Origin of the sequence: Halarcobacter mediterraneus (assembly GCF_004116625.1) — a bacterium.
Lineage (GTDB): Bacteria > Campylobacterota > Campylobacteria > Campylobacterales > Arcobacteraceae > Halarcobacter > Halarcobacter mediterraneus.
Window position 1 is genome coordinate 594729 of the sequence record NZ_NXIE01000001.1, and the last position, 24151, is coordinate 618879.

17 protein-coding genes and 1 pseudogene are annotated in these 24151 nt (G+C 26.6%); 8 read left to right on the plus strand and 10 right to left on the minus strand.

Annotation, left to right across the window (positions count from 1 at the left end):
• Positions 1-47 precede the first annotated feature (47 nt).
• Together CP965_RS03045 and CP965_RS03050 are read left to right on the plus strand one after the other, a co-directional pair.
• Positions 48-1883, plus strand: a complete 1836-nt coding sequence (locus CP965_RS03045) for a methyl-accepting chemotaxis protein (protein ID WP_129060581.1) — start codon at positions 48-50, stop codon at positions 1881-1883.
• Between the two features lie 13 nt (positions 1884-1896).
• The gene (locus CP965_RS03050) at positions 1897-3924 is read left to right on the plus strand and encodes a sensor domain-containing protein (RefSeq protein ID WP_129060582.1); all 2028 of its coding nucleotides are present in this window, start codon (positions 1897-1899) and stop codon (positions 3922-3924) included.
• A 30-nt stretch (positions 3925-3954) separates the two neighbouring features.
• On the opposite strand, the gene CP965_RS03055 is transcribed toward CP965_RS03050, so the two are convergent.
• From CP965_RS03055 to CP965_RS03080, 6 genes and pseudogenes are all read right to left on the minus strand, one after another.
• A complete protein-coding gene (locus tag CP965_RS03055; protein ID WP_164970983.1) occupies positions 3955-4323 on the minus strand; it encodes a NifB/NifX family molybdenum-iron cluster-binding protein in 369 nt (122 codons plus the stop codon).
• Between the two features lie 206 nt (positions 4324-4529).
• The gene (gene cydB, locus CP965_RS03060) at positions 4530-5663 is read right to left on the minus strand and encodes a cytochrome d ubiquinol oxidase subunit II (protein ID WP_129060584.1); all 1134 of its coding nucleotides are present in this window, start codon (positions 5661-5663) and stop codon (positions 4530-4532) included.
• 1 nt (position 5664) lies between these two features.
• Positions 5665-7191: a cytochrome ubiquinol oxidase subunit I gene (locus CP965_RS03065; protein ID WP_129060585.1), complete on the minus strand. Its 1527-nt coding sequence runs from the start codon at positions 7189-7191 to the stop codon at positions 5665-5667.
• A 2-nt stretch (positions 7192-7193) separates the two neighbouring features.
• Positions 7194-7403 (minus strand): DUF4492 domain-containing protein, encoded by a 210-nt coding sequence (locus CP965_RS03070; protein ID WP_129060586.1) that lies wholly within the window; start codon positions 7401-7403, stop codon positions 7194-7196.
• A 703-nt stretch (positions 7404-8106) separates the two neighbouring features.
• Positions 8107-10500 (minus strand): annotated as a pseudogene (locus CP965_RS03075) (methyl-accepting chemotaxis protein); the annotation flags it as partial.
• 100 nt (positions 10501-10600) lie between these two features.
• Positions 10601-10951 (minus strand): hypothetical protein, encoded by a 351-nt coding sequence (locus CP965_RS03080; protein WP_129060588.1) that lies wholly within the window; start codon positions 10949-10951, stop codon positions 10601-10603.
• Positions 10952-11067: 116 nt separating this feature from the next.
• On the opposite strand from CP965_RS03080, the gene CP965_RS03085 reads away from it, so the two are divergent.
• Both CP965_RS03085 and ligA read left to right on the plus strand, forming a co-directional pair.
• Positions 11068-11766 (plus strand): class I SAM-dependent methyltransferase, encoded by a 699-nt coding sequence (locus tag CP965_RS03085; RefSeq protein ID WP_129060589.1) that lies wholly within the window; start codon positions 11068-11070, stop codon positions 11764-11766.
• Between the two features lie 18 nt (positions 11767-11784).
• Entirely contained in the window at positions 11785-13731 is a 1947-nt protein-coding gene (gene ligA / locus CP965_RS03090; protein WP_129060813.1) for an NAD-dependent DNA ligase LigA, read from the plus strand.
• Here ligA and CP965_RS03095 read toward each other — a convergent pair.
• On the minus strand, positions 13728-14264 hold the full coding sequence (locus CP965_RS03095; protein WP_129060590.1) for a response regulator: 537 nt from the start codon (positions 14262-14264) through the stop codon (positions 13728-13730). The two genes, ligA and CP965_RS03095, sit on opposite strands and share 4 nt — an antisense overlap.
• Before the next feature lie 192 nt (positions 14265-14456).
• Between CP965_RS03095 and CP965_RS03100 the strand changes: the two genes are divergently transcribed.
• On the plus strand, positions 14457-14927 hold the full coding sequence (locus CP965_RS03100; protein WP_129060591.1) for an acyl-CoA thioesterase: 471 nt from the start codon (positions 14457-14459) through the stop codon (positions 14925-14927).
• A gap of 16 nt (positions 14928-14943) precedes the next feature.
• Here the strand turns inward: CP965_RS03100 and abc-f are convergent, their stop codons facing one another.
• The 3 genes from abc-f to CP965_RS03115 form a co-directional block, all read right to left on the minus strand.
• A complete protein-coding gene (gene abc-f, locus CP965_RS03105) occupies positions 14944-16533 on the minus strand; it encodes a ribosomal protection-like ABC-F family protein (RefSeq protein ID WP_129060592.1) in 1590 nt (529 codons plus the stop codon).
• A 61-nt stretch (positions 16534-16594) separates the two neighbouring features.
• Complete coding sequence (locus CP965_RS03110; protein ID WP_129060593.1) at positions 16595-19300, minus strand: cation-transporting P-type ATPase; 2706 nt, start codon at positions 19298-19300, stop codon at positions 16595-16597.
• A gap of 122 nt (positions 19301-19422) precedes the next feature.
• Positions 19423-21492 (minus strand): EAL domain-containing protein, encoded by a 2070-nt coding sequence (locus CP965_RS03115; protein ID WP_164970984.1) that lies wholly within the window; start codon positions 21490-21492, stop codon positions 19423-19425.
• A gap of 167 nt (positions 21493-21659) precedes the next feature.
• On the opposite strand from CP965_RS03115, the gene CP965_RS03120 reads away from it, so the two are divergent.
• The 3 genes from CP965_RS03120 to CP965_RS03130 are packed head-to-tail and all read left to right on the plus strand — an operon-like array spanning position 21660 to position 24089.
• Entirely contained in the window at positions 21660-22424 is a 765-nt protein-coding gene (locus CP965_RS03120) for an SDR family NAD(P)-dependent oxidoreductase (protein ID WP_129060595.1), read from the plus strand.
• The gene (locus CP965_RS03125; protein ID WP_129060596.1) at positions 22421-22840 is read left to right on the plus strand and encodes a nuclear transport factor 2 family protein; all 420 of its coding nucleotides are present in this window, start codon (positions 22421-22423) and stop codon (positions 22838-22840) included. Before CP965_RS03120 ends, CP965_RS03125 begins: the two co-directional genes overlap by 4 nt.
• A complete protein-coding gene (locus CP965_RS03130) occupies positions 22833-24089 on the plus strand; it encodes an MFS transporter (protein WP_129060597.1) in 1257 nt (418 codons plus the stop codon). Before CP965_RS03125 ends, CP965_RS03130 begins: the two co-directional genes overlap by 8 nt.
• Positions 24090-24151 lie beyond the last annotated feature (62 nt).

Below are 24151 nucleotides of genomic sequence, written 5' to 3' on the forward strand. Positions count from 1 at the left end.
TAAGATAAGATAAGATTCCCAAAATAACAAAGAGGAGTATCAATACAATGCTAAGTAGGCTAACAACAAAGGCTAAACTAATTTTTTTTCCTGTATTATTTATATTAATAGTACTTATATCTGCTGTTACATTCAGTTATTATTTTAAGATATCAGAATCAAGAAATAATGCAGCTTTAAAAACTGAAATATTTATTCAAGATATATTAAAAACAAGAATTTTAGTTTATCAATTTCTTTCACAAGCAAATAAAGAAAAATCACAAAAAGTAGTTGAGAGTTTAAAATTATTAAATAAAGATATTGCAACTTTTAGAGATTCATTAAGTCAAAAAGAGAATAGAGACTTATCAAATAAAATTCTAAAAACCTTGCAAGAATATTTAGTAAATTTTCAATTAGCGGCAAAAATCAAAACAGAAAATATTGATGATAAAAATTACTCTAAAGTAATCAAAAATATGACAAATTCAGGATTAGAATTAGAAAAACTTTTATTACAGATAAATAAAAGTGCCATAAAACTAAAAGAAGAATCAATTGTAGAAATGGAAATTGTTCTTTCTTTATTAGCCTTATTCTTTACTATTATATTTATCCTTGCTTCAACATTGATTGTTAAACAAGTTATTTCATCACTAGATGATTTTAAACATGGATTAGAAAGCTTTTTTAAATACTTAAATAGAGAAGTAAATGATACAAAACTCTTAAATGATTCAAAAGAAGATGAATTTGGACAAATGGCAAAAATTGTTAATCAAAATATAAGTATAACAAAGGCATCAATAGAAGAAGATAGAATACTTATTGATGAAACTATTGCAGTTTTAAGTGAGTTTGAACAAGGTGATTTATGCCAAAGATTACATATGAAAGTAAGTAATCCTGCTTTAATGCAACTAAAAGATGTCTTAAATAAAATGGCTAATAATTTAGAAGGTAATATTGATAATGTTTTAACTATTTTAGAACAATATAGTCAATATAACTACTTAAATAAAATTGACCAAAAAGGTTTAAAAGAGCATTTATTAAAACTTGCAAATGGAGTTAATGGTTTAGGAGAGTCTATTACAGAAATGTTAATAGAAAGTGAAAAAAATGGAACTACCTTAGATGAGAGTTCAAATGTTCTTATTCAAAATGTAGATACTTTAAATGTAAATTCAAATGAAGCTGCTGCTGCTTTAGAAGAAACTGCTGCTGCTTTAGAACAAATTACAGGTAATATAGTAAATAATACTGAAACTGTAGTGAAAATGTCAGAATATGCAAAATCATTGACAAGTGCAGCAACAAATGGACAATCATTAGCAAACCAAACAACAGAAGCTATGGATGAAATAAATGATAAGGTAACAGCAATAAATGAAGCAATATCAGTAATAGACCAAATAGCATTCCAAACAAATATTCTTTCATTAAATGCAGCAGTAGAAGCAGCAACAGCAGGAGAAGCTGGAAAAGGTTTTGCAGTTGTAGCACAAGAAGTTAGAAATCTTGCAAATAGATCTGCTGAAGCAGCAAAAGAAATAAAAGATTTAGTTGAAGATGCAACAGAAAAAGCAAGTTTTGGAAAAAATATAACTGATGATATGATTAAAGGTTATGATACATTAAATGATAATATCTCAAATACAACAAAACTTATTTCAGATGTTGAAATGGCAAGTCAAGAACAAAAACTAGGAATTGAGCAAATAAATGATGCTATTAACTCTTTAGACCAACAAACACAACAAAATGCTGCTATTGCAACACAAACCCACGAAGTTGCAGTACAAACAGATGGTATTGCAAAAATGATTGTTGATAGTGTAAATGATAAAGAGTTTAAAAGAGATCAAATAAAAACACAAGAAAATAATCTTGTAGTATAAAAAGTGAAATAAAATGCCCACAAGTTTACTTAAAAATTCTTTCGATTTTATTGTAGATGAAATTGATGCTTTAGTTTATGCTATAGATATAGAAAACTATGAAATATTATATACAAACAAAAAATGTAAAGAAGAGTTTGGAAATATTGTTGGGCAAAAATGTTATAAATCTCTACAAAATAAAAATAGACCTTGTATAGAATGCCCAACAAATAATAATGAAAAAAAAGAAGTTAATCACTCTTATAAATGGGAACATACAAATGAATTCAATAAAAAAACTTATTTATTTAGTGATAGAATCATTAAAAGTCACAATTCAAATAAATTAATCAAAGTTCAAGTTGGGATTGATATTACCACACAGAAAAATTTAGAAAAAGAAGTAGAACAACAACAATTAAAAACACTAGAAACTTTTGAAGCTTTATTTAACTCAACAATCGAAGCTTTAATTATTTACAATATGGATAAAAAATGTATTAATGTAAATGATATTGCACCTCGATTATTAGGTTATACAAAAGAAGAAATGATAGGTAAAGATGCCCTTAGTTTTATTGCCAGTGAATCACTTCATGTAGTTTCAGAAGCTATAAATAATTCAGACCAAGAACCTTATGAAGCTCTAATGTTAAAAAAAGACAAAACAACTTTTCCTGCATTAATTAGAGGTAAAAATATAACTTTAAATAGTAAAACAATTCGTATTTCTGCAGTTATAGATATAAGTAAAATTAAAGAAAAAGAAAAAGAGATATCAAAATTAGCTTTTTATGATTGTTTAACTCTCTTACCAAATAGAACTTTATTAAAAAGAAAAACTGAAAATTTAATTTCTTATAATAGACGACATTCAGATTATTGTTCTTTTATTTTTATTGACCTAGACCATTTTAAAACTATAAATGATACAAAAGGTCATCTTATTGGAGATCTTATTTTAATCCAATGTGCTAAAAGACTAGAAAATTTACTAAAAAAAGGAGACTTTATAGGAAGATTTGGTGGAGATGAATTTATTATTTTAGTTAATACTTATAAAAAAAACAAAGAAGAAGCAAAAAAAGAAATAGAAAAAATCACAAAAAAAATATTAAATACTATAAAAGAAACCTTTACAGTAAAACAAAATCAATACCAACTTAGTGCAAGTATTGGTATTGCAATGTTCAATGAAGATATTTCTTTTCATGAACTATTAAAAAGAGCTGATACAGCAATGTATTTTGTAAAAGATAAAGGAAGAGATGATTTTGGTTTTTTTGACCCAAAATTACAAAAGTCTTTGGAAAGAAAAGCCATTGTTTTACAAAGATTAAGAGAAGCAATAAATAATGCTAAGATAAATATTCATTTTCAAAAACAAGTAAACTCAAAAGAAGAAGTGATTGGAGTAGAAGCTCTTGCAAGGTGGGAAGATGAAGAGTTAGGATTTGTAAGTCCTGCCGAATTTATTCCAATTGCTGAAGAAAGTGGTTTAATTATAAGATTTGGACATTGTTTAATAGAAGAAACTGCAAAAGTTTTACAAGAGTGGCAAAATGATAAAGAAAAAAAACATTGGAGAATTTCCATAAATGTTAGTTTAAGTCAATTTCAAAGAGATGATTTTGAATATTTGATTAAAAATGCTATCTTAAAATATAAAATAAATGCTAATTTGCTAAGATTAGAAATCACAGAAAGTCTTTTATTAAAAAATGCAGATAAAGCTTTAGAAAAAATAGATTATCTAAAAGAATTAGGATTAACTCTTTCTATTGATGATTTTGGAACAGGTTATTCTTCTTTAGCATATTTAAAAAAACTTCCAGTTGATGAATTAAAAATTGATAAATCTTTTATTGATGATATTGTTACAAATAAAAGTGATGAAACAATAGTAGCTGCCATATTAGAAATAGGAAACCAATTTGGATTTGAGGTAATCGCAGAGGGAGTTGAAACTAAAGAAATATATGAGAAACTTTTGAACTTAGGATGTAAATATTTTCAAGGTTATTACTTTGCAAAACCCAAAAAAAAAGAAGACTTATAAAAAACACAAAGCAATAAATGCTTTGTATTTTTAAGAATGACTTTTAGCACCTTTATGATTTTTAACTATTGCTAACAACTCTTCTTCATTTAAAATTTTTAAACTTTTATTTTTATATTTTTCTATAACTTCATTTATAGTAACTCTATCATCACCCGCATAAAGTACTTTTATTTTTGTATTTTTAACTTTATTAAAAGGTTTGATTCCCATTTCTTTTATAATTAATTCTTCAATACCCTTACTTAAAAACCAATCAATTAGCATTGAACCTTTATTATATGGATTTGCTTCTATATCTAATTTTTCACCATCAAAAAAAGCAAAATATTTTGCTTTTCCAAAAAGAGGTGAAACCGCTGAGTTTTCTTTTTGTGTTTTTACTGGAAATACTATCATTTTTTTCTCCTTATTATAATAATGATATATATCTTGTGAAAGATTTATGAAAAGCATCAAAAAAAAGAAATATATAAAACTTTTTTTCATCACTTGAATCATTTACATCTTCTTTAAGTTTCTTAAAACTAATCTATATGAAATATAGATAACTAAAGGCCAAGTAATAAGCCATAAAATAGGTTCTAAATACTCCATGTTTTCTCCTAATAATTGTGTCCATGAGGATCTTCCATTTCCTCTTTTGTAATCTTTACCTTGTCCATTTGATACCAAACATAAGTTATATAAGCTATTACGAATGGAACCATTAAAGATACATAAGACATAGTTGTTAAAGTATAATGACTTCCTGAACTATTTTGAATAGTTAAAGAACTTTGCAAATCAAAAGTTGAAGGATAATAAGCTGTATTATTAAAACCTACATTTAAAAATAATGCCATTACAGTTAAAACAATCCCTACTCCACCTGTTTTAATACAACAAGTCATATTTAAATGAATAGTTGCAAAAACTGCAATAACAACCATTAAAACTCCAACAACAAACATACCTAAAACAATAGGCATATCTAAAAAGTTTTGAAGATATTTATACTCTTGTATAAAAACAAAAGCATTCTCATCATAAGCAAAACCATCTTTTGTAAATAAAAGAGATAAAAAAACTAAAAAGAAAAAAAGAAAAATCAACATATCTAGTTTTATACTTTTTATTGCTCTTTCTTTTATGGTTTCATTGTTTATATTATTAATAAAATAAAGTGCTCCAGAAATTCTTACTAAGAAGAATAAAGCAAAGCCTAATGACAAATTAAAAACACTCCCTAAAGCTTCTAACCCTCTATATGGAGTTTGCCAATGAGAAAAGTTATTTTCATCAACTAAAAAAGAAGAACCTGAAAAAAATGTAGCTATAGCAACACCTAATAAAATAACTCCTAAACTTCCATTTATAAATAAAAAACCTTCATAAACTTTTTGTCCTAAAAAATTATCTGGTTTTTTTCTATATTCATAACTAACTGCTTGAATAATAAAACAAAATAAAATTGCCATCCAAACCCAATATGCACCTCCAAAACTTGTAGAATAAAACAGAGGGAAAGCAGCAAATAAAGCTCCACCAAATAAAACTAAAGTGGTAAACCCTAATTCCCATTTTCTACCAAGAGAATTAATAAGCATAGTTTTTAAAACTTCATCTCCTTTTGATAACTTTCCTATTAAAGTTTGTCCTCCTTGAACAAACATAATAAAAGCAAAAAGTCCCCCAAGTAAAGAGATTATTATCCACCAATATTGTTGTAATTGTAATAGTGTTAATTCTTCAAACATCTTAGTGACCTCCATTTGGACCAATTTTTATCTGCTTTAACATGATTTTTATCTCTGCAATTAAAAGTGCAGTAAATAAAAAAGCAAATAAGAAAAAGGTAATTTGAACATTTGTACTTGAAATATTTGTAACAGCAACTCCTACAGGCATTAAATCCTGTATAGCCCAAGGCTGACGCCCTACTTCAGCTACAACCCATCCTGCTTCACTTGCTATATATCCTAAAGGAATAGAAAAAACTGCACTTTTTAATAAAAGTTTATATTCCATAATCTCTTTTTTCAAAGTAAAATATAATAAAAGAGCAAAAAGAACTAAAAACCAAGTTCCAAGAGCAACCATTAAGTGAAAAGTATAAAAAGTAATAGCAATAGGAGGAACAATATCTTCAGGTTTTTTAAGATGCCCATAACCAAAATATTGCATATTTTCTTCTAAAATACTCTGATATTCATTTGCCTTTAGCATATCATTATTTCTTTTTGCTTCTTTATAGTTTTTTAGTGCTTCTATTGCAATCTTTCCTTTATCAATTTTGGATTGGGCTGATTCTATATTATATTTTTCATTTCCATAAACCAAATCTTTAAGTCCAGGAACAAAGGCGTTTATATCATGATATCCCAATAAAGAAAGAACATAAGGTGCTTCAAATTCAAATAAAAAAACTTCTTCTTCATTATCTAATGTCTTTTTAGGATTTAAAGCTCCAACAGCAACAATTCCTGCTTGTTCTCTTCCTTCATACAAACCTTCCATTGCTGCTAATTTAACTGGTTGCTTAAGTGCAACTTGATGAGCTGATTCATCTCCTGTTAAGATAATAAAAATTGAAGTAATTAAACCAAAAGTTGCACCAACAATCATAGATCTTTTTGCAAAAAGAGTATCTCTTTTTTTAAGTAAATACCAAGCAGAAATCCCCACTACAAAAAGTGAAGCAACTATATATCCACTTGCAATAGTATGTAAAAACTTTGAAACTGCAACAGGAGAAAAAAGTACATCCCAAAAATTATCCATTTCATTTCTTACAGTATCAGGATTAAACTTCATTCCTGTGGGAAACTGCATCCAACCATTTGCTACTAAAATCCAAAGAGCACTAAGATTAGAACCAATAGCAACTAACCAAGTTGATAAAAGATGAAACCCTCGTGAAACTTTATCCCAACCAAAAAACATTACTGCAAAAAATGTTGATTCCATAAAGAAAGCTAAAATACCCTCTACAGCCAATGGTGCTCCAAAAATATCTCCAACAAACCAAGAATAATTTGCCCAATTTGTTCCAAACTCAAACTCCATTATAATTCCAGTTGCAACTCCTATAGCAAAATTAATTGCAAATAAAGTCATCCAAAACTTTGTAGTTCTTTTCCAAAAAACATCACCTGTTTTTACATAAATTGTTTCCATAAATGCAATTATAAATCCAAGTCCTAAAGTTAAAGGAACAAAAAGCCAGTGATAAATTGCTGTTAAGGCAAATTGAGCCCTGGACCAATCAACTAAACTCTCTTCCATTTTTACTCCTTTGTTATATTCTTATAAACAAAATCTATTTTTTCCTCTTTTGTTATATATTCAGTTTTAATAGTTTTGTCATGAATAAAATATTTTAAAAATATTAAAATCACTGCTAATTTTATGAAAACAATTTTCCATAAAGTTTTTCCCAGTGTCATATTTTTAAAGCCATCAATATACATATAAATAAATTTTTTACATTTGTTCATCTTATAATCCTATTATAATTTAAACTTATGAAAGTAATTATACTCCCACAAAATTAATTTTTAGTTAATTTTAAAATAAGATTTACTTATATAAGTAGAATATTATTCAAATTAGTTTTGAATAATATTTTAAGTTTAAAAGCTATTGTCTTAGAAGTTTAGTATTTATTACAGCAATATCATTTAAAGAACTAAAAATTAAAGCTGTTGCATCTTCAATCTCTTTTGCTGCTTCTTTTAAGTGTTTATTGTTTACTTTTTGAGCATTTAAGTCTACATAATTTTGAACTTTTAAATGTACATTTTTATGTCTTTCTTTTAAAGTATTCCATTCATTTGTTTTAGTAAAAGCTTCATTTTCTTTTTCTTGATTTTTCATCCAAGTTCCCAATTCACATAAAGATTCATTTTTCACTTCTATTTGTTTATAAGAGTCAAGTTCTTTAAAATAGTTTCTTTTAAAGTTTATATGGTCATTTTTATATTTTGAGATTTTTTGAATTAATTGAATATCATCTACCATATAATAATACTTATCATTTATTTCTGCTTGGGAAGTTATACCTAATAATCTAGTAGATAAAGAGGCTACTTCTTTAGAAAGATTATCAATATTTGTAGAAGTACTTGCATTTTTTTGTGTCATTTCATCTAGCTGAGCAACGGCATCATTTATTTGAAGCATTCCTACTTCTTGTTCTTTTATTGCAGTACTTACATTATCAATAATATCTTTTGTTTGAATTATTTTTTCAGATAATTGGGTATAACCACTTATCATTTCATTTGCAACATTTTTTCCTTCATTTGATTTTATTGCTGCATCTTCAACTAAATCTTTTATTTCTTTTGCTGCTTCAGCAGATCTATTTGCTAAATTTCTAACTTCTTGTGCTACAACTGCAAAACCTTTTCCAGCTTCTCCAGCTGTTGCTGCTTCTACTGCTGCATTTAGTGATAGAATATTTGTTTGAAATGCTATTTGGTCTATTACTGAGATTGCTTCATTTATTGCTGTTACCTTATCATTTATTTCATCCATGGAATCTGAAGTTTTATTAGCAAGCTTATTACCACTATTTGCACTTGAATTTAATTCATCAGCGATGCTTAACATCTTTGTAACATCATTTGAACTTGATTTCATATTGCTTGTGATTTGCTCTACTGCTGCTGCTGTTTGTTCTAAGTTTGAAGCTTGCTCATTTGCACTATTTGATAAAGATTGTGAAGAACGAGTTAAAATAGAAGTATTTTCTTCTAATTCTTTTCCTGCATTTGTTATCATCGCAATTAACTGAGAAGTTGCTTGTCCTAAAAGAACAGAACCTGTTGATAAAGTTCCAAAATCCCCATACATACCTATTTTTTCTTCTTCTTTTAATCTAAAATTATACTTACCGTTTGCATAACTATCTAAAACTTTATTTATATTATCAACTTTTTGTTTTGTATAAGTAATCACTTTATTAATAATTTCTTTTAAAGATTCAACCTCTTTTGTTGCACCCACTTGATGAATACGATACTCAAAGAAACCATTTGATACTTTTGTCATAATATCACTTATTTCTTCAACAACTTTTTTATCTTGCTCCATTATTTCTTCAATTTTTTTAATTTGTGTATTCATATCTTTTGTCATTAAGGCAAACTCGTCATTGCCTTTTACTTCAACTGGTTTGATATGTTCTTTTTCTCTAATTACATATAAAAAAAATGAATCTAATTGTGATTTAAAACTCTTTAAAGATTTTACTATCTTTCTTGTCATTAAAATGCTTATAAAAAATACAAGAGCAATCATAAAAGAGATAAAAGAAATCATCACAACAAAATCTTGGTTTATCTTACTATTCTTAACTTCAATATAATTTTTTATTTCATAAGATAAAGTATCACTTAAATTTGAGAAAAAATTAATTCTTCTTGTAGATACTTCAAACCATTTCTTATCATCTGCCCCATACATATTACTTGTAAGTTTTTCTAATGCTATAGTTGCTTTTTTATTGTCAATTTGAATTAAAGAGTTAATTTCTAAAATGTTTTTATTAGCATTATGGGCCTCCATAATATCTAAAGAACTTCCCATATAGTTATCAAAAACTCTTTTTATATCTTTTAAAAGTCTTTTTTCTTCTTTTGAAATATCTTTTATTCTTCTATATTTGTTTACATTTCGTAAGATTCTTGTATGAAACTTTTGAATTGTATTCATATATTTATCATCACCGCTTAATATATAGTCTTTAAAACTATGAACCAAACCTCCATATCCAGCATATTTTTGAATATCAGATAAAATACTATCTTTATGACTTTTATTAAAAATTATATTTCTAAATTTTTTTATTTCTTTACAATCTTTACATTCAAACTGTTTATCCAATAACTTTGCTTGTTCTTCATTTGAAACATTTTTAAAAAGTTGCAAAAAAGTTTCTTGGGAAGAGACAACAGAAGAAAATTCAAAATAATCATCATTTGATAGTTGCTGCTTTTCAAAAATCTTTCTTACAATTCTTCTTTCTTGTGAAGCTTTTTCTGTGACATTTGCAATTGAAATATAAGCTTGTAATTTTTTTGATAAAACTCCATCATTGCTATAACTTAATATCTCATCCATAAAAGACAAAATTGTATTTATTGCTTTATCATAATAAGAAATTAAATCTTCATCACTAATGGCAATTTCATCTACTTTTTTTCTTATAGAATTTAATTTATTAAGACTTTCTTTTAATTCTTGAATTTTTTCTACAACTTTGGGGGAATAAGCAGAGATATTAAAAACTTTTGCATATTCATTTAACTGTATTAGTTTTTCATCACTTGCTTGTCGTAAGTTTATAAGCTCATTTTCATACTCTTTTCCATAGGTTTCTGTAAACATTAAACTTATTTCTCGTTCTTCTTGAAGTTTACTTAACAAAGCATTTGAATATATAGATAGTTGTAAATACTCCTTTGTTTTAAACATAGACTCTTTTTGTTCTAATTTATTTAATAAAGTATTTACTGATAAAAAAAGAATTGTAATAATGGGAAGAGCTAAAATCAAAAAGATTTTATTTTGTAAAGAAAACTTATTCATTATCTTTGACCTTAAAATTATTTTTTGGTCATCATAATATAGACTTTTGATTACATCGAAGTTACATAAGGCTTTTTTCTGAAATAAAAAATTATTACTGTTACTGTTTTAATCTATCTTTTGCTGATTTTATTTCATATTTATATTTATAAATCATATAATCAACTAAATTTGTTCCTTTATTTCTTGAAAAGAAAAATAAGATTTCGATTATTCTAATAACTGATTTAAAAAAACCTGCAAAAGGAATTAAATAAGTAATAACACTTTCTAATCTTTTATTAGGATAGTATTTTTCAAACTCTGTTTTTAATTCACTTAAAACTTCATCTTCTTCCATAAGTTCTTCAGCTGTTTTTTCACTCATTACTTTAAAAGCTATAGTTAAGTTTACTAAAAACATAAAAACATTTAAATTCCAACCTATAAAAAATATTTCAAAATAAGACATTTTTATTTCTCCATTTAATTATTAAATTTAATTCTAGCAAAATAATCATTAAGTTTATTTGCATTTAGTTTTTTTCATATATTCTTTTTGTATAATACATTTTTTAAAGGAACTCCATGAAATTATTAGAAACAAATATTACTCAAACTATTGAAGAAATCTACTTAGTAGAAACTTTTAATCTAAATAATAAAACTATTTTAGAACTTGGTTGTGGAAATGCTACTATGACAAAAAAAATCGCTTCAAATGGTTTTGATAGAAAAATTATTGCCTGTGAAGTAGATGAAATACAACATAAAAAAAATTTAGAAGAAAAAATTGAAAATATAGAATTTATCTTAACAGGAGCAGAAAATTTACCCTTAGAAGATGAATCAATAGATTTTATCTTAATGTTTAAATCTTTTCATCATATTCCAAAAGAGTATATGAAAAAAGCACTTGATGAAATAAAAAGAGTTTTAAAACCAAATGCTCTTGCTTATATTAGTGAACCTCTTTATCAAGGTCATCAAAATGAACTTGTTTCTATTTTTCATGATGAAAAAGAAGTAAGAATTCAAGCTTTTGAAGCTATAAAAAATGCTGTTGAAAAAGAAGAGTTTAAACTTTTTCAAGAAATATTTTTTCAAACAGAAGTTTCCTATGAAAATTTTGAAGACTTTGAAAAAAAACAAATGAATCTTAGTTATAACGATAATCAAATAACAGAAGAATTAAAAAATAAAGTAAAAAAAAGATATGAAAGTTTTGGAGGAGGAAAACAAACCTTCTTAAAACCATTTAGAGTTGATATATTACAAAAGGTATAAAAAAACATGGAAGAAATCATTACACAAGAAGAATATAATAAAAATATACAAACCCTTATTTCATGGGCTCATGCTTATTATGTGGAAGATAATCCACAAGCTACTGATGAAGAATATGACAAATTAGCAAGAACTTGTTTAGCTTATGAACAAACTTATCCACAAAATTCCCACCCAAACTCTCCAAATAAAAGAGTTGGTGGAGTTATTTTAGAAGGCTTTGAAAAAGCAAGTCACCTTTCAAGAATGTGGTCACAAGAAGATGTATTTGATACTGAAGAGTTAGAAGATTGGATCAATAGAGCAAAAAAAGTAAATACAAATTTAGAGTTTATGTGTGAGCCAAAATTTGATGGGGCGTCATTAAACCTTATTTATGAAAATGGTATTTTAAAACAAGCAATTACAAGAGGTGATGGAAATGTGGGAGAAGATGTTACAAATAATGTTAAAACTATCCACTCTATTCCCCTTCAAATAGAAGAAAAATCTCTTTTAGAAATAAGAGGTGAAATAGTTATAAAAAAAGCTGATTTTGAGAAAATCAATGAGCTTAGACTAAAAAATGAAGAACAACCTTTTGCAAATCCAAGAAATGCAGCTTCTGGAAGCTTAAGACAACTAGACCCAAGTATTACAGCCTCAAGAAAATTATTTTTTAATGTTTGGGGAGTAGGACAAAACTCTTTAAACTTCAAAAAAATCTCAGAAAAAATGGACTATATCTATTCTTTAGGTTTTGTAAAACCTCCCTTACAAATAGTTGTTAAAGATGTTGAAGGTATAGAAAAAGTTTATCATGAAATAATTGCTTCAAGAAATGATATTCCTATGATGTTAGATGGAATGGTTGTAAAAATTGATGATATAGAAACCCAAGAGGAACTAGGATATACAGTTAAATTTCCTAGATGGTCATGTGCTTATAAATTTCCAGCAGTTGAGAAAACAACAAAAATAAAAGATATTATTCAACAAGTTGGAAGAACAGGAGTTATTACTCCTGTTGCAGTAGTAGAACCCACGCATATAGACGGAAGTATGGTAGAAAGAGCTTCTTTACACAACTATGATGAAATCCAAAGACTTGACTTAAGAATCAATGATGAAGTAATTATTATAAAAAGTGGAGATATTATTCCAAAAATTACAAAAGTATTTCATGATAGAAGAGATGGTACACAAGAAAAAGTTCAAAGACCAACAAAATGTCCTAAATGTGGAAGTGAACTTCACGATGAAGGTACTTTAATTAAGTGCCAAAATCTTGACTGCCCAGCAATTGTTACAAACTCTATAATCTATTTTGCAAATAAAAACTGTATGAACATTGATGGTTTAGGAAATAAAATTGTAGAACTACTTGTAAATGAAAAAAAGATTTATGATATTTTAGACCTTTACTCTTTAAAATATGAAGACTTACAAGACTTAGAAGGCTTTAAAGAAAAGAAGATTTCTAATCTTTTAAATGCAATTGAAAATACAAAAGGAACTGAACTTCATAGAGTTATAAATGCTTTAGGAATAGAACATATTGGAGAAGTAGCTTCAAAACAAATCTGCTTAGAGTTTGGATTAGAAGTAATAAATATAGATCTAGACTCACTTATAGCTCTTGATGGTATTGGGGAACAAATGGCTAAATCATTTGTTGATTTTATGAGAGTAAATAAAGAGCTTGTAAGTAAACTAATTGAAATAATAAACCCAAAAGTTGAAGTAAAACAAGAAGTAAGTGAAAATGCTTTCAAAGGAAAAACTGTAGTTTTAACAGGAACAATGAGTAAAAGTAGAGGTATTATAAAAAAAGATCTTGAAGCACTTGGAGCAAAGGTAAGTTCATCTGTATCTAAAAAAACAGATTACTTAATCTACGGAGAAGATGCAGGAAGTAAATACGACAAAGCTGTAGATTTAGGAGTAAGTACTCTTACTGAAGAACAAATGTTAGAAATGATTTAATCATTTTTAACATTTTTTTCAATTAATTCTTGTAAATCTACTAAATCATCATCTTCAATAAGAGTTTTTCGATATTTATTCTCTAATTTATTCATCATTTTATCTATTTTTTCTTCTTGAGAAAAAACAATTTGCTTTTTTTGACTAAATAAATTAATAAAGATTTTCAACTTTGAGCATAAAATTTCTTCATCCACTGGTTTTGATATAAAATCAACAATATTTGAAGATAAACTATATGCTTTTTTCTGATATTCAGAAGTATTATATATTCCTGTAATTAATATAATAGGAATATGTTTTGTTGACTCTACTTCTTGTAAATACTCAACAAACTGAAAACCATCTACTTCTGGCATTTGAACATCACTTAAGATTAAATCTATTTCATTTTTAATTATTATAACTAAAGCATCTTTTACACAAGTGGCTTCAAAAATTTCAATATCTAAAAAACTATCTTCTAAAAGAAGCTTTAAAGCGTACACATTTTCATAAATATCATCTAGTACTAAAATCTTAAACTTATTCATAATACATCCTTTTCTCAATTTTTATTATAACTAGACATAGTATTAAAATAGTATTATAAGTTTTTATTAGGTTTATATTGTTACTTTTTACTATAATTAATAAAGATAAGAAAAAAAAATAGCAAATCTATCTATATTTTTTTCTTTTATTTCATATAATAAATTTAATAAAATACCAAGAGGTTATATAAAATGGGTAAAAATGATAAATCACTAACAATGACAATGCTAATGACACCAGACAAAGCAAACTTTACGGGAAATACAGTTCATGGTGGAGAAATATTAAAAATGCTTGACCATGTAGCTTATGCCTGTGCTGCTAGATATTGTGGAACTTATGTAGTTACCTTGTCTGTTGATATGGTTTTATTCAAAGACCCTATTAAAATAGGTTCTTTAGTAACTTTCCATGCTTCTGTAAACTATACAGGTAGAACTTCAATGGAAATTGGAATAAAAGTTATATCAGAAGATTTTAAAGACCATACTTTAAAAAATACAAATGTATGTTACTTTACTATGGTTGCAGTAAATGAAGATGTTAAACCAGTTCCTGTTCCTAAACTAGAACCTATAACGGAAGATGAAAAAAGAAGATATAACGACGCTATAAAAAGAAGAGAAAGAAGGATGTCTTCTAAACATTCAAAACATCACTAATTAAAAAAAGAGTCTTTTAAGACTCTTTTGATTCGATATATTCTTCGTAAGTTCCTTTAAAATCTACGATAGAACCATCATCTTGAATTTCAATAATTCTATTTGCATAAGCATCAAGTAGTTCCCTATCATGAGATACACAAATTACAGACCCTGGATATTCTAAAAGTCCTTCTCCAAGTGCAATAATTGCTTCAAGGTCTAAGTGGTTTGTTGGTTCATCTAGTACCATAAAGTTTGGTTGCTCTAACATGATTTTAGATAACCACATTCTATGTTTTTCTCCCCCTGAACAAGATTCCACTTTTTTCTCTTGCTCTTGACCATTAAATAACATTCTTCCAAGGCAGTTTCTAATTTCATTGATATCTGCATCTCTATCAAAACTTCTTAACCAATCATATAATGTCATATCACCTTTAATAATATCAGTTGCATTTTGAGGAAAGTATCCATTTTGAATAGTAGCACCCCAATGAACTTCTCCTGAATCAGGTTTAACATTTCCAACTAATATTTCACATAAAGTTGTTTTTCCAATACCATTTGGACCAATCAGTGCTATTTTATCACCTTTTTCAACTGAAAAAGAGATATCATTTAATACTTGCTCATCATATGATTTAGAGATATTTTTTACAGTTAATAACTCTTTTCCTACTTCTCTTTTTTGTCTAAAAATAATTGAAGGGTCTCTTCTACTTGAGATTTCAATTTTTCCCATATCTAATTTATCTAATTGTTTTTGTCTAGAAGTAGCTTGTTTTGCTTTTGAAGCATTTGCTGAGAATCTTGCAATAAATTTTTCAAGTTCTTCTTTCTCTTTTTGCTTTTTACTCATATCTGCTTGAGCTTGTTTTGCTAATACAGTTGAGGCAATATACCAATCATCATATGTTCCTGTAAATTCTCTTATTTGTTTATAGTCAACATCTAAAATATGAGTACATACTGCATTTAAGAAGTGTCTATCGTGAGAGATAACAACCATTGTACCATCATGGTGTTGTAGTTGATTTTCTAACCATCCAATTGTTTCAATATCTAAGTTATTCGTAGGCTCATCTAAGAATAATACATCTGGTTTTGGGTATAAAACTTGTGCTAAAAGAATCTTGAATTTATCTCCACCAGTTAATGATGACATTAAATCAGTATGTTGTGATGCAGGAAAACCTAAATCTTCCAAAATCTTTGTAATTTTTACATCATACTCATAAGTTGGATCTTCTTCTACACAAACGATTTCTAACTCGGCAAGTCTATTATTTACTTCATCAGTAAACTCTGGACTCATATATAACTCTTCTTTTTCTTTTATTGCATTATATAATCTTTTATTACCTAATAAAACTGTATCAAATAATGTATACTCTTCATAAGCAAATTGGTTTTGACTTAATGTTCCAACTTTTTTACCATTTTGAATTTGAACTTCACCTTCAGTAGCATCATCTTCACCTGAAAGTATTTTAAGAAAAGTTGATTTACCAGCACCATTAGCACCAATAAGACCATATCTCTTCCCTGTATCTAATTTTAAATTTATATCTTGAAATAACACTCTTGGTCCGAATGCTTTTTTAAGATTTACAACTTGAACCATAAAACTAACCTTTTTTTACTTGATTTTGGGCGATTATATCTAAACTTCAATATAATATCAACTAAGATTTTACTTTTGTTTTGGAAAAGAGAAAATACTTTAAAACTTCTACTATAAATATAATAATAAATGAAATAAATATAATCAATGTCCAAGCATTTAAGCTTATTGGCGTTGTTCCAAAAGCACTATTCATCAAAGAATTATTTGTAAATATTATTTGTAATATCACCATAATTCCTACACCATATAAAAGGTTTTTATTATCAAAAGGATTTATTTTAAAAGTTGACTTATGTAAATTTTTACAAGTAAAAAGATAAAATATTTCTATAAAAACAAAAATATTAACAGCAACAGTTCTTGCATAATCTTCTGTCATTCCTTTTAAAATATAATATTCAAAAATTGTTGTTGAAGTAATAAGCATATAAATAGCCACACCTAACATCATTATAAATAACTCTTTTGACAAAATAGGTGTAGAAGGATTACGTGGAGGTCTTATCATAATATCTTCTTCTTTTTTCTCAAAAACTAACATAAGTCCTAAGAATATTGCTGTTGTCATATTTATCCACAGAATCTGAACAGGTAAAATTGGTAAACTAAATCCAAGCATTACAGAAAAAAGTATTACTAAACCTTCTCCTAAATTTGTAGGAAGAGTCCAAGTAATAAACTTAATTAAATTATCAAAAACATTTCTTCCTTCTTTAACTGCGGTAGCAATAGAACTAAAGTTATCATCAGTTAAAAGCATATCAGCAGCTTCTTTTGCTACTTCAGTACCTGATTTCCCCATAGCTATTCCAATATCTGCTTGTTTTAAAGCAGGAGCATCATTTACACCATCACCTGTCATAGCAACAACTTCTTGTCTTGCTTGTAAAGCATCAACTATTCTTAATTTTTGTTCTGGTTCAACTCTTGCAAAAACTTTTACTGTTTTTAACTTTTCAATAAGTTGTTCATCTGATAAATTATGTAGCTCTTTAGCATTTAAAGTTACATCTTCAAAACTATCATCAACTTTTAGAATTCCCATCATTTTTGCTATAGAGAAAGCTGTTAAAGCATGATCTCCTGTAATCATAATGATATTTATTCCAGCTGTTTTACAAGCTTTTACTGATTGTATTGCTTCTTGTCTTGGTGGATCAATCATTGCAACTAAACCTAAGAAAACAAACTCTTCTTTTAGTATATTTTCTTCAATTTTGTCTATGTTTGTCTCTTTTTTTGCAATTGCTAAAACCCTTAGTCCTTGTGAAGCTAAGCTTACTGCTTCTTCTTCTATCTTTTTCAAATCTATTTTTTCTATACTATTTTCACTTAGCATTGTTTGACATAGAGGTAAGACTTTTTCAATTGAACCTTTTATATGTATCTCATTTATATCTTTTTTTACATTTTTATTTAAAGTTGCCATATATTGTCTATCAGATTCAAAAGGCAAAATATCTAATCTCTTATAAGTTTTATTGATTTCATATTCATCAATTTTCATTTTAAGTGCTGCTACAATTAAAGCACCCTCTGTTGGGTCTCCACTGATTTCATATTCTTTGTTTTTTTCTACTAAATAAGCTTCATTACATAAATAAGAAGACAGTAAAGTTTCATATACTGAGTTTGGTATTTTTTCTAAAACTTTTTTATCTAAAAGTACATCTCCCTTAGGTTCATACCCTACTCCATTTACTTCATATAAATTATCTGAAGTAAAGATTTTAGTAACAAACATTTTATTTTGGGTTAAGGTTCCTGTTTTATCAGAACAAATTGTAGTCACACTTCCTAAAGTTTCAACAGCAGGAAGTTTTCTTATAATTGCATTCTTCTTAGCCATTTTATGTACACCAATAGCTAAAGTAATAGTAACAGCAGCAGGAAGTCCTTCAGGAATTGCTCCAACTGCAAGTGCTACTGAAGCCATAAACATTTCAACAAAACTATAATCTCGTAGAACTCCAACAAATAAAGTAAAAGCTGCTAATACTAAAATAATATATAACAATAATTTACTAAATTGAGATATTTTTTTTGTAAGGGGAGTTTCTAAAGATACTGTTTCACTAATCAAATGAGCTATTTTACCAACTTGTGTATGTCCAGCAGTTGCTACAACGATTCCTTTAGCTCTGCCATATGTTACAAAAGTTCCTGAATAAATCATATTATTTCTATCATTAAGTAGTGTATTTTCTTCAATTTTCTCAATTTCTTTATTTACCGGTAAAGATTCTCCTGTTAGCATAGATTCATCTACTTTTAAATCATTTACATCTATAAGTCTCATATCAGCAGGAACTTTAAAACCTGACTCTAAAAGAACAATATCTCCAGGTACTAAATGTTTTGAAGATATCTCATGCTTTTTACCTTCTCTTATTACAATAGCATTAGTATCAACTAGATTTTTTAATGATTCAATAGCTTCTTGAGCTTTTATTTCTTGTACAAAACCTACAATTACATTTATAATAATAACAGCAAAAATAACTGCACTATCAATATATTCTCCTAAAAAAAATGTTATTAAAGAAGCAGCTAATAAAATATATATCAAAGCATTGTGAAATTGCATAAAAAACTTTTTTAATTTTGTTTCTTTTTGCTGTTGTTTAATTTCATTTAATCCAAAAAAATCTTCTCTATGTTTTATATCTAAAGGAGATAAGCCTTCTTGTATATCACTTTCAAAAAGTTCTGCAGTTTTTTCAGTACTTAGTGCATGCCAATTTTCATTTAACAAATGATTCATATTTACTACTCCTATAATACATTTTATATAAAAAATATAAATATTTATTATATTATAGAAACTACACTTATAAAGTATTTAGGCTTAAGTATAAAAAAGATTAAAAAGCTATGAACTTGAATTTAAATTAAAAATTCAGGCTCATGATAATAAAAACCTTGAGAATAGTTTATACCTAAAGATTTAACTATTTCATCAACTTCTTTATTATGAATAAATTCTGCTACAGTTTCAATATTAAGAACTTTTGCAAAATTTACAATAGTAGAAACTGTTAATTTCAAGTTATCATTTACATGAATATTCTTTATTAAAGAACCATCAATTTTTAAAATATCTACATTTAATTTAATTATATATTCAAAATTTGAATACCCCGTTCCAAAATCATCAATTGCAACTTTACAACCTAGAGCCTGAACTTCTTTAATAAAATCTCCAACTTCATCAAATCGTTCTATTCCTTCAGATTCTACAATTTCAAGAATTACTCTATTTGCAGTATTTGTTTCCTTTAACTTCTCAATTAAATAATCAATAATTCTTCTATCTTTAATGTCTTCTATCATTAAATTTATAGAAAAAGTCACATCTTTATCTTTAAAGTAATTACAAGCTTTATCTATAACAATTTTTGTCATCTGAGGATATAGTCTTGCTTTTTTTGCATGATTTAAAAATTTAAAAGGAGAAACTATAGTTCCATCTTCTTGTCTTAGTCTCATTAAAACTTCATACTTGAAATCATCACTTTTATTACTTACTATTTTTTGACCATATATCAAAATATTATCTGTTTCTATTGCTCTTTTTATATCTTTTGTTAAAGCAATATTTTCTTTAAGTTCTTTATATATAGGCATATTTTCATCAAAAACAACAATATCCTTATGGGTTTGTTTTGCCCATTGTAAAGCTACTTCTGCTTGAGTTAAAAGCTTATTTCCACTCTCTGCTGATATCCCAACACAATATGAAATATCAAATTCATAGTCATTTATTTTATATTTTTGAAAATCTAAATTATAAATAAAACTATCACAAGTTTTAAGTAGTTCCTCTTCTTCTAAATTCCCAAAAGCTAAAAATGCAAAAATATCACCTGAAAGCCTATATACTTTTAGATTAGTTGATCTATATTTTTTTAATCTTTTTGATAACTCTTTTAAAATTTCATCACCAATTTCAAAACCATAAGAATCATTTATATCTTTAAATCTATCAATATTTATAATTGCAAGTTTTGGTTTAACAAACTTTTTAATATCGTCTAAAAGTCTTTGTCTATTTGGTAAAGAAGTTAAATCATCAGTAAACTGTTCATAAATAAGTTTATCTTTTTCAAACACAGGTGTAAGGTCATTTCTTATTCCAATAAATTCTACTATTTCATCATTTTTATCTAAAATAGGAACAATAGTTGTATCAACAAAGTATGATTCTCCATCTTTATTTCTATTTTCAATAACACCTTTAAAAGTTTTTTTCTTTAGAACTGTTTGCCAAAGATTTTTAAAAAACTCTTTTTTTGTATTTGGATGTCTTATTATATTATGACTTTGACCTATTAACTCTTCTTTTTTATAACCTGAAATTTTACAAAAGTTATCATTTACATAAGTGATAATACCTTTTTTATCTGTTTTTGAAACAATAGAACTTTCGTCTAATGCTTTTCTAAATTCTTCTAATAAAAAGATTTTATCTATTAGTTCTTCCCATTCATGATTAGTATTTAAAATACTATTAATTTCAGTAAAATACTTATTTTTATTTTCTAATCTTAAATTTTGTTCTTCTAAACTTTTTTTATACTCTTTTTCTTTTTGAATATCTCGAAAGGCTGTAAAAAGCATTTCTTTACCATCAATAGTTACTGTTTTTAAAGTAACCTCTACAATAAACTCTTCTTCTCTTAAGTTTTGATGAACCCATTCAAATTGTATGAATCCAATTTCAGAACACTCTTTAATTAATTCATTTGCTTTTTCTTGAGACTTTCTTCCATCTGGTTGATATTCTGGGGATATTTGAGAAGGGTGAACTTTATATAAATCGGATTTCGTGTTAACTTTGAAAATTTCTACACTTGCTTCATTTGCTTCTACAATGACATTATTATAAACCAAAAACATAGGGATGTGTGCACTTTCAAAAAGTTTTTTATAATGAGATTCACTAATATAACTCAAAAAATATCCTTTTATTAAAATCATACATGATAAGGACTATTATAACATCGCAAAGATAACATCTTAATAAAACCTTAACTTTTGTCTTACTTTTTATAAGATTACATAAAGTTACTACAAAAAATACTTTAATATTATATCATTATACATTAATAAAGGGGTCGGTTATGAAAAATTCAAATAAAAGAATCTGGTTAGTTGGAGGAAGTAGTGGTATAGGACTAGAATTAACAAAAATCTTTTTAGAAAATGAATTCAGAATAATAGTTAGTTCAAGAACTGCTTCAAGTAGTGAAGAACTTTTAAAGTTAAAAGACTCTTACAAAGAAAACATTTATTTACTAGATTTTGATGTGGAAGATACTGAAAATATTGAAACTAAGATAAAAGAAGTTTGGCAAGTTTTTGATGGCTTAGACATTTGGTTTTACAATGCAGGGGCTTATGAAGTTATGGATATGAAATCATGGGATTATAAAAAGTTTGCTTTAATGAATAGTACAAACTATTTAGGTGTTATTAATATCATGACAAATATCTCAAAATATTTTATAAAACAAAAAAGTGGTAAATGGATTTGGAATTTAAGTCTTTCAACATACTTTGGACTTCCAAATGGTGGTGGTTATTCTGCACCTAAAACAGCTTTATTAAATCTTGCACAGTCAATTCATCCTGAATTACAACAAGAGAATATCGATTTACAAATTATAAATCATGGTTTTGTTAAAACTAGACTTACTAGTAAAAATAGTTTTGATATGCCTCAACTTATGGAACCAAAATATGCAGCAGAAGAGATTTTCAAAGGTATTACAAAAGATAAGCGATTTGAAGTAAGATTTCCTACAAAACTAAGATTGTTTTTACAGTTTTTAAGTTTGATTCCATATAAATTTTCTCTAGCTATTACAAAAAGGTTGATAAAATGAAAGCACAAGACTATGCCTCATTCTTTGAATCTATAGACAAAGATACTCCCTTAAAAGAGTATGCAAAGTTTTTTGACTTAAATGCTAAATTTAAAGACCCTTTTCATGAAGTAAAAGGATTACAAAATATTTTTAGAGTTTTTTTGAATATGTATAAAAAACTTGATGAGCCTAAGTTTAAAGTAGATGAGATAGTTGAAAGTCGAAATATTGCTTATATAAAATGGACTTTTACTTTTAAATTTAAAAAAGAAGAAAACCTACAAAGCTTTGAAGGAGTTAGTAGAGTTATTTTTAATTCTGATGATAAAGTAATTTTGCATGAAGATTTTTGGGATGCTGCTTCAAATCTATATGAAAAACTACCTGTGATATCATTTTTAATTAAATTTGTAAAAAGAAAAATCAATGGCTAAATCAAACTTACTCTATTATAGTCTTCTTGCAGTACCTTTAGCAATACTTGGATTACCTTTATATATTTATTTGCCAACATTTTACGCAAAAGATATTGGCATAGATATGGCTTTAGTAGGAGGAGTTCTTTTTTTAGCAAGATTTTTTGATGTATTTTTAGACCCTTATTTAGGATACTTAAGTGATAGAAGTAAACAAAAATACAATTCTAGAAAACCTTTAGTAGCTATTGGTACTATTTTACTAATAATAAGTTTTTATTTACTAATTAATCCAAAAGAAGAGTATGCAAGCATTTGGTTATTTGCTTTTTCTTTTTTAGTATATATTGCATGGAGTATGGTAAATATTCCATACCTTACATGGTCTGCTGAAATAACAAATGATTACTATTATAAAACAAAACTAAATAGTGTTAGAGAAATAGGAACAATAGTTGGTGTTCTTATTGCTCTTTTACTTCCTTTTTTATTTTCTATTTCAAGTAATACAAAAGAAGTATTAGACTTACTATTTGTTATTTTTATTATACTTTTTACTTGTTTTACAATAATTTCATTATTTAAAATAAAAACAGTAACAAGTGAAAACATTGAAAACTTTAAATTTTCATATTTAAAAATTATTTATAAAGAATTGCCAAAAATTAAATCTTTACAAATAGGATACTTTTTTAATAACCTTGCAAACGCTATTCCTGCAACTTTATTTTTACTTTTTATTGAGTTTGTAATAAAAGAACCAAAATCAAGTGGATTACTTCTTATTGTATATTTTCTTTCTGGGGTTTTAGCTCTTCCTGTGTGGACTGCTATTTCAAAAAAAACAAGTAAAAAAAGAGTCTGGATTTATTCTATTGTTTTAGCATCAGCTTCTTTTATTTTTGTTCCATTCCTAGGAGAAAATGATTTTGTTCCTTTTCTAATAATTTGCATAATCTCAGGTTTTTCTTTAGGTGCAGATTTAGCTTTCCCTACTTCTATTCATTCTGATATAAGCCAAAAAGCAGAAGAGATTAAAAACAACTGTTCTGGATTACTTTTTGGACTTTGGGCTATGATTACAAAACTATCCCTTGCTTTAAGTGTTGCAATATCTTTTGGTATTTTAGGGCTTTTTGATTTTAATGAAAACAACCCAAGTGATAATTCTATTTTAACCCTTACTCTACTTTATGGACTAGCACCTGTTATTTTAAAAATTACTGCAATTATTTTTATTAATAAATACAAAGAAGATAAACAATAATTTATTAACTAACATTTTTTTTATACAAAAATCCTTCAATAACATATAAAATGTATATTGAA